The sequence below is a fragment of the Saccharopolyspora sp. 7B genome, from assembly GCF_020177435.1.
Lineage (GTDB): Bacteria > Actinomycetota > Actinomycetes > Mycobacteriales > Pseudonocardiaceae > Saccharopolyspora_C > Saccharopolyspora_C gregorii.
This window is the reverse complement of sequence record NZ_JAIUKC010000120.1, coordinates 1-11722: the sequence shown is the minus strand read 5'-3', so window position 1 is coordinate 11722 and position 11722 is coordinate 1. Positions and strand designations below refer to the sequence as shown.

The 11722-nt window shown below is 74.4% G+C and carries 10 protein-coding genes; 4 read left to right on the top strand and 6 right to left on the bottom strand.

From position 1 onward, the window contains the following. Positions 1-126: 126 nt before the first annotated feature. Together LCD33_RS19210 and LCD33_RS19205 are read right to left on the bottom strand one after the other, a co-directional pair. Positions 127-1740 carry an amidohydrolase gene (locus tag LCD33_RS19210; RefSeq protein ID WP_224967620.1) on the bottom strand — a complete coding sequence of 538 codons (1614 nt, stop codon included), beginning with the start codon at positions 1738-1740 and terminating at the stop codon, positions 127-129. Between the two features lie 375 nt (positions 1741-2115). Further along, a complete protein-coding gene (locus LCD33_RS19205; protein WP_224960282.1) occupies positions 2116-2694 on the bottom strand; it encodes an FxsA family protein in 579 nt (192 codons plus the stop codon). Positions 2695-2847: 153 nt separating this feature from the next. Here LCD33_RS19205 and LCD33_RS19200 point away from each other — a divergent pair, with 153 nt between their 5' ends. Further along, positions 2848-3936, top strand: coding sequence for a GDSL-type esterase/lipase family protein (locus LCD33_RS19200; RefSeq protein WP_224960281.1), 1089 nt, complete (start codon positions 2848-2850; stop codon positions 3934-3936). A gap of 33 nt (positions 3937-3969) precedes the next feature. On the opposite strand, the gene LCD33_RS19195 is transcribed toward LCD33_RS19200, so the two are convergent. Continuing rightward, complete coding sequence (locus tag LCD33_RS19195) at positions 3970-4464, bottom strand: GtrA family protein (protein ID WP_224960279.1); 495 nt, start codon at positions 4462-4464, stop codon at positions 3970-3972. Between the two features lie 173 nt (positions 4465-4637). On the opposite strand from LCD33_RS19195, the gene LCD33_RS19190 reads away from it, so the two are divergent. Beyond that, the gene (locus LCD33_RS19190; protein WP_224967615.1) at positions 4638-6923 is read left to right on the top strand and encodes a glycoside hydrolase family 3 C-terminal domain-containing protein; all 2286 of its coding nucleotides are present in this window, start codon (positions 4638-4640) and stop codon (positions 6921-6923) included. Positions 6924-7011: 88 nt separating this feature from the next. Continuing rightward, complete coding sequence (locus LCD33_RS19185; RefSeq protein WP_224960275.1) at positions 7012-7218, top strand: hypothetical protein; 207 nt, start codon at positions 7012-7014, stop codon at positions 7216-7218. Positions 7219-7489: 271 nt separating this feature from the next. Here the strand turns inward: LCD33_RS19185 and LCD33_RS19180 are convergent, their stop codons facing one another. The 3 genes from LCD33_RS19180 to LCD33_RS19170 form a co-directional block, all read right to left on the bottom strand. Next, complete coding sequence (locus tag LCD33_RS19180; protein ID WP_374108100.1) at positions 7490-8812, bottom strand: arsenic transporter; 1323 nt, start codon at positions 8810-8812, stop codon at positions 7490-7492. Positions 8813-8962: 150 nt separating this feature from the next. After that, on the bottom strand, positions 8963-9958 hold the full coding sequence (locus LCD33_RS19175) for an iron-siderophore ABC transporter substrate-binding protein (RefSeq protein ID WP_224960271.1): 996 nt from the start codon (positions 9956-9958) through the stop codon (positions 8963-8965). 75 nt (positions 9959-10033) lie between these two features. Then, positions 10034-11029, bottom strand: a complete 996-nt coding sequence (locus LCD33_RS19170; RefSeq protein WP_224967613.1) for a 2-hydroxyacid dehydrogenase — start codon at positions 11027-11029, stop codon at positions 10034-10036. Positions 11030-11242: 213 nt separating this feature from the next. Here LCD33_RS19170 and LCD33_RS19165 point away from each other — a divergent pair, with 213 nt between their 5' ends. Continuing rightward, on the top strand, positions 11243-11719 hold the full coding sequence (locus tag LCD33_RS19165; RefSeq protein ID WP_224967611.1) for a hotdog fold domain-containing protein: 477 nt from the start codon (positions 11243-11245) through the stop codon (positions 11717-11719). The last annotated feature ends 3 nt before the right edge of the window (positions 11720-11722 follow it).

The window sequence follows — 11722 nt, the reverse complement described above, 5'->3', positions numbered from 1 at the left end:
CGCCCCGGGGCCCCCCCCCCCCCCCCCCGCCCCCCCCCCCCCCCCCCCGGCCCGCCCCCCCGCCCCCCCCCCCCCCCCCGGGGCGCCCCCCCCCCCCGGGCCCCCGCGACGGGAGCCCGGTGGAGCTCAGTCCTCCTCGTCCGGGTCCCGGACGTAGAGGGTCCTGCCGCGCAGCACGGTGCGCTGGCAACGCGGCAGCGGCGCGCCCGGGCTCAGGTCCGGCAGCGGCGGCACGCCCGCGCGCGGATCCGTCGACCAGCGCTGCACCCGCGAATCCGGTGCGGTGACGACGAGATCGCCCGTCTCCCACACCGCGTAGGTCGCCGGAGCACCCGGCACCAGCGCGCCCGTCACCCCGTCGTCCACCCCGGCGGCCCGCCAGCCGCCGCGGGTGTGCGCGGTGAACGCGGCGCGCGGCGAGATGCCGAACCCGTCCGTGCGGTGGTGCACCGCGGCCCGCACCGCCGCCCACGGGTCCACCGGCGTCACCGGCGCGTCCGAACCGAAGGCGAGCACGATGCCGTTCGCCGCCAACGCCGAGAACGGGTTCAGCCGCGTCCCGCGCGGCACGCCGAGCCGCCTCGCGTACATGTCCGACGGCCCGCCCCAGGCGGCGTCGAACTGCGGCTGCACCGAGGCGACCACGCCGAAGGCGCCGAGTTCCGCGGCCTGCTCGGCGGTCACCATCTCCAGGTGCTCCAGCCGGTGCCGCATGCTCGCCAGCGCGGGCACGCCGAGCACCTTCGCCGCGCGGCGGAAGCCTTCGCAGGCCTCGGCGACCCCGGCGTCCCCTATCACGTGGAACCCGGCCTGCAGGCCCTGCCGGGTGCAGTCGACGAGGTGCTCGGCGACGGCCTCGGCGTCCAGGTACAGCACGCCCGAGGTCGTCGGATCGTCCGCGTAGGGCGCGCCGAGCGCCGCGGTGCGCGAACCGACCGCGCCGTCGACGAACAGGTCGCCGCCCAGCCCGCGCACGCCGAGCTCCCGCGCGGTCTCCAGGGCACCCAGCTCGCCCCAGTAGCCGACGACCTCCGGCACGTCCCCGCGAGCCGACAGCTCCAGCAGGTCCCGCAGGTCGTCCGCGCCGGAGATGTCCGGGCCCGCGCACTCGTGCACGGCCGCCACCCCGCAGGACGCCGCGTGCCGCAGGAACGCCAGCTGGGCCTCCCGGCGCTGCGCCAGGCCCAGCGATTCGCGGGCGGCGCTGCGCGCGTGGTGGTGCGAGACGCGGGTCAGCGGCCCGTCCGGGCTCCAGCCCTCGGTGTCCTTGGCCAGCGGGGCGCGCTCGATCAGCGCGCTGGAGACCAGCGCCGAGTGCACGTCGATCCGGGACAGGTAGACGGGCGCGCCGCCGCAGGCGTTGTCGATCTCCGCGCGGGACGGCGGGCGGCGCTCCGGCCACCAGGTCTCGTCCCAGCCGTGGCCCCAGACCAGCGCGCCCGGATGTTCCTCGACGTGGTCGCGCAGCGCGTGCAGGAATTCGGTCAGCGAAGCGCAGCCGGTCAGGTCCAGGCCGTTGATCAGCAGACCGGACGAGGTGGCGTGCACGTGCGCGTCGACGAACGCGGGGGCGACGAACGCCCCGCCGAGCTCGACGACCTCCGCCTCGGGATGCAGTGCACGGCCGACCCTGTCGGAACCGACCCAGGCGATGGTGCCATCGATGACGGCCATCGCGGTGGCGTCGGCATCGGCGGGCGAATGGATCCGGCCGCCGAGCAGCAACGTGGTCTCGGACATGTCCTGTGTTCCCTGTCCTGGGGATTCCCCCCGGCTTCGGCTTGCTGGCGGCGCAAGGCGTGACGAGCTGTTCCGCCCGGCCCCCGCGCGTCGGCGCGAGCCCCTCCGCTCCGGGTCGCACCGACCTGCTCGGTCGGCGGCGGACCGCGTCGGGTGGCTCGGCCGCCCGGTCCCCGTGTCCGCCCGCTCCGTCCGGAGCCGGGTGGATCACCTTACGCGGAGCACCGCGACCCCGGTGGATCGAGGTCCGCGCCGAGGTGAACCTCGCCATGCGCCACCGTGGCCGGAGTCGGGAGTGCCGCTCCCGACTCCGGCCACGATCGTTCGCCGAAGCTTACCCGCAGTGCTCGCACGAGCGGCGCCACGCCGGGCGGTTCACCGCGGCGAGCCGCCGTCCGGGCGCTCTGCCTGCGACGACGTTCCCAGCGGCGGGTGCTGGCGGGGGACGTCGTCCTCACTGACCGATACCACTTCACCGTCAATGACGTCCCCGTCACGGCTCCCCGCACCGCGCCCGGCACCGGGGGAACCCGCTCCCGGGAAGCCCGCGGGGAACCCGACGCCACCCGCGTGGGCCCAGAACCGCTGCTGCACCTGCTCGGCGTGGCGTTCGGCACGTCGAGCCAGCCGGCGGCGCACCAGCGCCCGCGTCGGCGGCAGCAGCAGCACCAGTCCCACGACGTCGCTGACGAACCCGGGCAGCGCGATCAGCAGGCCGCCCGCCACGACCAGCACCCCGTCCGCGACCTCCCGCTCCGGTGGCTTGCGCTGCATCGCGGCCTCGTTGAACGCCTGGAGGGAGCGGCGCCCTTCCCTGCGCAGCAGCCAGCTGCCGAGGAACGCGCCCCCGAACAGCAGTCCGATCGTGGGCAGCACGCCGATGGCGCTGCCGACCAGCACCAGCACGCTGATCTCCACGACGCCGATGGCCAGGAGCAGCAGGAGAATGGGCAAAACGACCTCCGGGACAAATCCGCCTCACCCCGTCCAACGCACGGGATGCCCGATTTTCTCCCGCGCGCCTGGACCGGTTTCCACGTGGTGTTGCGCTCACCACCGCCCGGTACCGGCCGTGGTCGCGCGCGGGTGCTCATAGACTGATCGGCGATGCGGGCGCACATGTCGAGATTCCTCGCACTGCTGGCGATCTGCGGCGTCCTGGCGCTCGCGGTCCTGGTCAGTGATCAGTACCTGCCGAGCCTGCCGCAGCAGCCCGAACGGCTGCCCGCCGCGGTGGTCACGCTCGGCGACAGCACGCTGTCCGGCGAGGGCGGCGGTCACTACGAGGCGGGCACCAACGGCGAGGGCGGCAACTGGTGCCACCGCTCCCCGGCGGCCCCGGTGCACCAGCTGCGGCTGCCGCCGGACGTGACGCGCATCAACCTGGCGTGCTCCGGCGCGCAGGCCGCGGCCATCGGGGCGGACGGCGACGCCGAGGGTTCCCAGGCCGCGCGGCTGGCCGAGCTGACCCAGCGGTTCCGGATCACCGACGTCGTGGTGCAGGTCGGCGCGAACGACGATCCCGCCTTCACCGACGTGGTGAACCGGTGCGTGGAGGCGTGGGCGACCCGGGTGCCCGGCGGCTGCGCCGAGCAGATGCGGGACCTGTGGCCGCAGCGGGTCGCGGCGATGCGGCCGAAGGTCGTGTCCGCGCTGCGCGAGGTGCGGGCCGCGATGGAGCGCTCCGGGTACACGCCCGCCGCCTACTCGCTGGTGGTGCAGTCCTACGCGTCGCCGGTGGGTCCGGACGTGGACCCGCGGCTGAACAACCTCTCCGGCTGCCCGTTCCAGACCGGTGACCTGGAATGGATCCGCGACACCGGGGTCCCGCAGCTGTCCGAGGGGCTGCGCGCGGCCGCCGACGAGGTGGGGGCGCGGTTCCTGGACCTGTCCCGCGCCGGGATCGGCCGGGAGGCCTGCACCGCGGACACCGCCGAGGACACCCCGGCCGGGCAGGTGCCCTCGCCACGGGACGGCGAGCAGGAGTGGTTCACCCGGCTCACCGTGGACTGGGGCAGCCTGCAGGACGACTACCGGGCGCCGCACGCGATGCAGGAGTCGTTCCACGCCAACGCGGCCGGGCACCGGGCCCTCGCCGGCTGCCTGAGCGAGTTCCTGGCGGGCACCGAGGAGCGGGCCGCCTGCGCGGCCGACGAGACGGGCGAACTGCACGCCGTGCCCGCCCCGCAGCCCTGATCCCGTGAACGCGACCGCCGTGCGCCGGACCGCTCAGGCCGCCGCCGGGATCGGGCGTCCCCCGGCCGGCCGGTGCCGGTCGCGGTGGAAGACCCAGAGGCGGAGCGCGGTGAACCGGGTGATGCCGCCCGCGACGCTCATCACCGCCACGGCGACCGCTTCGGCCACGCTGCCCGCATCGGCGTCGACCAGCCGCAGCAGGGCCAGCGCCGCGCTGCTGGAGACGCAGTAGAACAGGAACGTCGCCGCCGTCTGCAGGTGCATCCGCAGCCGCCGCTCCGGCAGCCCGGTGAACACGAAACGCCGGTGCAGCGCGCTGGAGCCGATCGTGGTCACCAGCAGCGCCAGCACGTTCGCGGGCCCGGTGGCGAAGGTGCCGCGCAGCAGCAGGTAGAGCAGCGCGTTCACCGCCGTCGTCGCTCCCCCGACCGCGGTGAACAGCACGGCCCGCCCGGTCGTGCCGCCGCGCAGCGCCGCGAGCGCCCGGCTGGTCCGCTCCGCCCACGACGGTCGTCGATCACCGCGCACCGCTCACCTCCGGCTCGGTCGCCCGCATCGATCGGTCTCGACGCTAGGTGAGCAGTGCGTCCGCCCGCGTTGAGGAACCTGGGAATCAGCTGGGAACCGGCGGACGGGGCGCTCGGACCCGCGCACGCGGTGGGACGATCTCGGCAGTACCGGAACCGTCGAGGGGAGTCGTGATGGCCGCAACACCGGAGACCGGAGTGGACGGAGCCGGCGACGTCGCGGGGCTGCTGCGCTCGCTGACGCTGGAGCAGAAGGTGGCGTTGCTGGACGGCACCGACTTCTGGCGCACCGAAGCGATCTCCGACGCGGACGTCCCGTCGATCATGCTCACCGACGGCCCGCACGGGCTGCGCAAGCAGCGCACCGGGGGCGATCACCTCGGGTTGGCCGACAGCGTGCCCGCGACCTGCTTCCCCACCGCAGCCGGACTCGCCGCCACCTGGAACGAGGAGCTGCTGCACGAGGTCGGGGCGGCGCTGGGCGCCGAGTGCCGCGCGGAGGACGTGGCGGTGCTGCTGGGCCCGGGCGTGAACATGAAGCGCAGCCCGTTGTGCGGCCGGAACTTCGAGTACTTCGCCGAGGACCCGCTGCTGGCCGGGCGGCTGGCGGCGGCGCTGGTGCGGGGCGTGCAGTCCCGCGGGGTGGGCACCTCGGTGAAGCACTTCGCGGTGAACAACCAGGAGACCGACCGGCTCACCGTCTCCGCCGAGGTGGACGAGCGGACCCTGCGCGAGATCTACCTGCCCGCGTTCGAGCACGTGGTGCGGGAGGCACGGCCGTGGACGGTGATGTGCTCCTACAACCGGATCAACGGGGTGCACGCGGCGGAGAACCGGTGGCTGCTGACCGAGCTGCTGCGCGAGGAGTGGGGCTTCGACGGCCTCGTCGTGTCGGACTGGGGCGCGGTGGGCGATCGGGCCGCGAGCCTGCGCGCCGGGCTCGACCTGGAGATGCCGTCGTCCGGTGGCGCCGGGAGCGCGGTGGTCCTGGCGGCGCTGCGGGCCGGGGAACTCGACGAGCGGGACGTGGACGCGGCCGCCGAGCGTGTGCTGCGCCTGGTGCGGCGGGCCACCACCGAGCTGCCCGCCGCGGACGGCTTCGACGCGGCCGAGCACCGAGCGCTGGCGGAGCGCGCCGCGGTGGAGAGCGCGGTGCTGCTCAAGAACGACGACGACGTCCTGCCGCTGGATCCGCCGCGGACCCGGGTGGCGGTGCTGGGCGAGTTCGCCCGCACCCCGCGCTACCAGGGCGCGGGCAGTTCGCAGGTGGTGCCGACGCAGCTGGACGACGCCCTCGGCGCGCTGCGCGGGGCCGGGTTCGCCGCGCTGGAGTTCGCGCCCGGCTACGAGGTGGCGGCCGAGGCCGCGGACCCCGAGCTGATCGCCGAGGCGGTGGAACGGGCCGCGGCGGCCGAGGTGGCGGTGCTGTTCCTCGGCCTGCCGCCCTCGGCCGAGTCCGAGGGCTACGACCGCGAGCACCTGTCGCTGCCCGAACCGCAGCTGCGGCTGCTGCGGGAGGTGGCGGCGGTGAACGAGCGCGTCGTGGTGGTGCTGGCCGGCGGCTCGGTGGTCACGGTCGCCGAGTGGGAGCGGCACGCGCAGGCGGTGTTGCACGGCTGGCTGCCCGGGCAGGCCGGCGGCCACGCGCTGGCCGCGCTGCTCACCGGGGCCGCGAACCCGTCGGGACGGCTGGCGGAGACGATCCCGGTGCGGCTGGCGCACAACCCGGCGACCGGCGCCTTCCCCGGCGAGCACGGGTCGGTGCGCTACGGCGAGGGACTGCTGATCGGCTACCGCTGGTACGACGCGCACGAGCTGCCGGTGAGCCACGAGTTCGGCGCGGGCCTGTCCTACACGACCTTCGAGCAGTCGGACCTGGCGGTCGAGGTGGTCGAGGACGGACCGGATCCGCGGGTGGTGGTCTCGCTCACCGTCACCAACACCGGTGCGCGCGCGGGGCAGGAGGTCGTGCAGCTCTACGTGGCCGACTCGCGCTGCTCGGTGTCCCGGCCGGAGCAGGAGCTCAAGGCGTTCGCCAAGGTCGCGCTGGAACCCGGCGCGGAGACCCGGGTGGTGCTGGAGCTGGACCGCCGCGCGTTCGCCTTCTGGCACACCCCGCTGGGCCGCTGGGTGGTGGAGGGCGGCGAGTTCGAGCTGCGCGCCGCGGCATCCTCGCGGGACGTCCGGCTGACCTCGACGATCCGGCTGGCCGGGGAGCCGGTGACCGACCCGCTGACCCCGCGGTCCGAGCTGGGTGCCTGGCTGGACCACCCGGTGGCGGGGGAGCTGCTGCGGGAGGCGCTGGCGGCGAGCCCGATGGCGGAGCTGGCGGCGGACCCGCAGCACGCGATGATGCTGCGCCCGTTCCCCGCGGACCGGATCACCCGCTTCCCCGGCGTCCCGCTGACGGTGGAGCAGCTGGAGCGCTGGGCGGAGACCGCGAACACCGCCCAGCGGTAGCCCTGCCACCCGGTGCCCGGCCGGGCCGGGCACCGGGGCGCCGCGCCCCGCATCGAGCCGGTTCCGGGGCGCCCGGCACACTGGGGGTGTGGAGACGGTGAAGAACGCGCGCCCCCGGCTGGAAGCCCCGTCGATCGCGGTGTGCGCGCACGTGGGCATCGGGGCGGACGACGCGGTGGCGCGGGCGGCCCGGGACCGGTTGGGCAACGCCGTGGCGAACTACCGGCGCCGCTGGACGACCGCGGACGGCGACCGCCCGGTGGAGAACCGACTCCTCCCCGGCGACTCCGCCTGACCTAGCAGTCGTCTTTCAACTGGATCTGCGGAGCACTCGGGTGGCGGAACCTCAGCTGTTCCCTCGCTGCGGGATCTTTTTCCCGAGTGGCTCCGCCACGAGGGAAAAAGCTGTCCTCGCGAGGGAACCGCTGAGAACCCGCTGGTGGTCGGTCTGGGTGCGTGGTCGTTGGCTCACCGGCTCCGCCGCCGACAGGACAGGGCACGGACCCGCCGGCCAGGTTCAGGGCAGGCAGTGCGGTTCCGCCACCCGACCCCGAAGCGCCTGAAGTTCACCCGACGACCAGCAGCCACGCCGCCAGCGCCAACAAGGTGGTCAGCAGCACGGGGATGGTCAGCACGATGCCGGTGCGGAAGTAGCGCCCCCACCCGACGTGCAGCCCCCGGCGGTCGAGCACGTGCAGCCACAGCAGCGTGGCGAGGCTCCCGATCGGCGTGATCTTCGGCCCCAGGTCGGAGCCGATCACGTTGGCGTACACCATGGCCTCGTGCGCCAGCCCGGTCGCACCCGCTCCCGCAATGGCCAGCGCCGCGATGAGCACGGTCGGCAGGTTGTTCATGACCGAGGCGAGCACGGCGACGACGACCCCGGTGCCGACGGCGGCGCTGAGCGCCCCGTGCGCGCCGAACCAGCCGAACAGCGCGGCGAGCTCCCGGGTGAGCCCCTGGTTGCGCAGCCCGTAGACGACCAGGTACATCCCGATGCTGAACAGCACGATCTGCCACGGCGCCTCGCGCACCACCGCGCCGACGGGGATCCGCCGCTCCCCCGCTCCGCGGTAGAGGGGGCCGGGCCACCGCGCCGCGACGGACAGCAGCACCACCGCGCCCGCGCCGATCACCGCGGACAGCGGGATCCCCAGCGGTTCGGCCGTGAAGTAGCCGATCAGCAGCAGCACCAGCACGACCCACCCGGCGCGGAAGGTGAGCCGGTCGCGGATCGCGGTGGCGGGTTCGGCGAGCTCGTCCAGCTCGTACTCGCGCGGGATGTCGCGGCGGAAGTACCACAGCAGCACCGCGAGGCTCGCGGCGACGGACACCAGCCCGACCGGCACCATCACCACCGCGTAGCGGGCGAACCCGATGCCGAAGAAGTCCGCGGACACGATGTTGACGAGGTTCGACACCACCAGCGGCAGGCTGCCGGTGTCGGCGACGAATCCGGTGGCGAGCGCGAACCCGAGGGCGGCGGCCGGGCTGAACCGCAGCGCCAGCACGATCTGCAGCACGATGGGCGTGAGGATGAGCGCGGCGCCGTCGTTGGCGAACACCGCCGAGATCGCCGCGCCGAGCAGCACCACGAGCACGAACAGCCGGCGCCCGCGCCCGCCGCCCCAGCGCGCCACGTGCAGCGCCGCCCACTCGAAGAAGCCGGACCCGTCGAGCAGCAGCGAGACGAGCACGATGGCGACGAACGCGAGCGTCGCGTTCCACACCAGCCCGACCACGGTGGGCACGTCGGAGAGCGCGACGACGCCGGTCAGCAGCGCGGCCGCCGCGCCGAGCAGGGCGCTCCACCCGATGCCGAGCCCGCCGGGACGCCGGACCACCAGTGCCAGGGTGAGCACGAAGATCAGCCCGGCGACCACCGTCATCATCAGTTCGACACTCCCGCGCGGCCGCGCTCCGCGCCGACCCGATCCGTCCCGTTCCGCCGGGGAGGTCCGCGCGGCCGCCGCCGCACGCCTACCCGCGGCGCCCGGAGCAGTACACCAGCTCGCCCGGGACCACCCGGGACCGGCCGGTCAGCGCCGCATGGCCGCCGCGAACAGCGGCACGACGCGGTCGAGGGCGTAGGAGGTGCCGACGACGGTGGCGCTGGCGAAGGACTGCGACACCACCTCGTCGGTGAACACCAGGTCCCGCCCGTCCCGCACCGACGGCACCGACCGGTACAGCGGGTCGTCGATGAGGTCCTGCGGGTCGTAGCCGATGGTGGTCATCACGGTCAGGTCCGCGTCGAGCAGGTCCAGCCGCTCGTTCGAGATCGGCACCGAGAACGCGCTGGTCGCCAGTTCCTCCACCCGCGGCGAGTTGCGGAAGCCGAGCGCGCGCATGAAGTCGACCCGGCTGGTGCCCGCCCGGTAGGCGCCGAAGCCGCGGACGGTGCGCGCGCCGACGACGTTGGTGGCGTCGACGAACTCGGGGTGTTCCTGCCTGGCCCGCGCGAACTTCGCGTCCAGGTCGGCGCGCAGCCGCTGCGCCTCCTGCTGCTTGCCGAGCGCGGTGCCGATCAGGTCGAGCTGCTGCTGCCAGGAGGTGGTGTACTGCTCGGCGCCGTCGGGGATGCTGACCACGGGCACGCCGAGCCCGGCGAGCTGGTCGTAGCGGTCCCGCGCGCCGCTGGCCCTGGTGTCCAGGATCAGGTCGGGGGCGAGTCCGGCGAGCCGTTCCATGTTCACTTCGAGGGTGCCGAGCATCGGCGGCGGCGCGGGTTCGTAGCGCTGCTGCACCCACTCCCCCAGTCCGTCGCCGCCGACGCCGAGCCAGTCCGCGGTGCCGACGGGCTGCACGCCGAGCGCGAGCGCAACCTCGGCGTCGCCCCAGCCGAGGGTGACGACCCGCTGCGGCCGCTTCGGGATGGTGACCTCACCGAAGGCGGTGGACACGGTGACCGGGTCCCACCCGTCGTCGCCGCCGGGCGCGGTCGGTGCGGTCGGTGCGGTCGAGCAGCCCGCGACGATCAGGAGCGCGCTGAGCAGGGCGGTGACGAGAGCGGCACCGCGAGGACGGGCAGGCATGGCAACTCCTCTGGACTTAACTTCGCCTACCCTAACTTCCTGATCAGCGCCGCCGTAGATGAAGGCGGTCACACGTCAGACGGTGATCACCACGTTGCGCAGCGGTTCCCCGGCGGCCAGCCGCCCGATGTTGGCGACGACGTCCCGCGCGCGCCCGGCGAAGGTCTGCCGGGTGAGCCCGGAGGAGTGCGGGGTCATCAGCACGTTGCCGAGTTCGTGGAAGGGCAGCGCGCTCGGGTGCTTCACCTCGCCGGGCGCCGGGTAGTCGTACCAGACGTCGATGGCCGCGCCGCCGATCACGCCGTCGCGCAGCGCCTCGTACAGCGCCCGTTCCTCGACGACGGGTCCGCGGCCGACGTTGACGAGCACCGCGTGCTCGCGCATCCGGGCGAGTTCGGCGGCGCCGATCAGCCCGGTGGTCTCCGCGGTCAGCGGGACGGAGAGCACCACGACGTCGGCCGCCTCCAGCAGCGCGTCCAGCCGGTCGATGGTGGCGGCCCACTCCAGCCCTCCGGCGGCGGCGTCCACGTCGCCGCGGCGGGTGACGGCGACGCCCGCGGCTTCGAAGGCCTGGAACCGCCGCCAGGTGAGCTGTCCGATGTGGCCGAAGCCGACGAAGCCGACGGTGGCGCCGGTGAGCGAGTCGAGCCACGGCGCCCGCTGGTCGTAGACCGGGGTGGCCCAGCGGCCTTCGCGCAGCGCCGCGTCCTGCACGCGCAGTTGGCGGCGGACGACGGTGGTCGCGGCGACGACGTGCTCGGCGATGGACTTCTCGTGGTGGAAGGTGTTCGCGACGACCGTCCCGGCGGGCAGCGCGCCCGTGGCGATGCCGTCGGTGCCCGCGCCCGCCGCGTGCACGAGCTTCAGCCGGGTGCCGTGCGCGGCGAGCTCGGCGGGGAGGTCGCCGGAGACGTAGACGTCGGCGTCGGCGATCGCGGCGCGCAGCGCGGCGTCGTCCTGCCGGTCGGGCCAGCGCGCGGTGGTGCCCGCGGGGAGTCCGGCGTCGATCTCGGCGCGCAGCGGCAGCAGGTTGGTGTCGGCGATGACGACGTTCAGGCCGGGGGTGGTCATGCGGTCTCCTCACTGGCACCGAGGACGGTGCCGCTGCTCGGGCGGCGCGGTCATCTTCGCAGTCCAGCAGGGTTTTTCGGGCGAATGCGGACGAGGATCACGCGCGGCGCGGTCCGCTGTGGACGGTGGCGCGGGTTGACCGGAGGGCGCACCGGCACTTAGGTTACCGACGGGTAATATCACCGCGTTCCGCACACCTGGAGGAGATCGCCGATGCCCTCGACGCTGGAGCTGTGGCGCAGGCTCTCGCCCCGCCCGCTCGGGACCAGGCTGTTCTCCTGGGGCGTCTGCCTGCGCGCCCCGTACTTCCGCACGGTCCGCCCGCATGTCGTCCGGCTCGAACCGGGCCGGTGCGAGGTGCGGGCGAAGAAGCGCCGCGCGGTGCACAACCACCTCGGCACCTTCCACGCGATCGCCGCGTGCAACGTCGCCGAGATCGCCGCCGGGGTGCTCGCCGAGGCGAGCGTGCCCGCCACGCACCGCTGGATCCCGGTCGGGATGCAGGTGCGCTACGTGACGAAGGCCGCGACCGACGTGCACGGCATCGCCGAGCTGGACCCGCTGCCGGAGGCCGGCGACGAACCGGCCGAGTGGGTGGTGCCGGTGCGCATCCTCGACACGGCGGGCACCCCGGTCGTCACCGCGGACATCACCCTCCGCGTCTCCCCGAAGAAGAAGCCCACCCCCTGACCA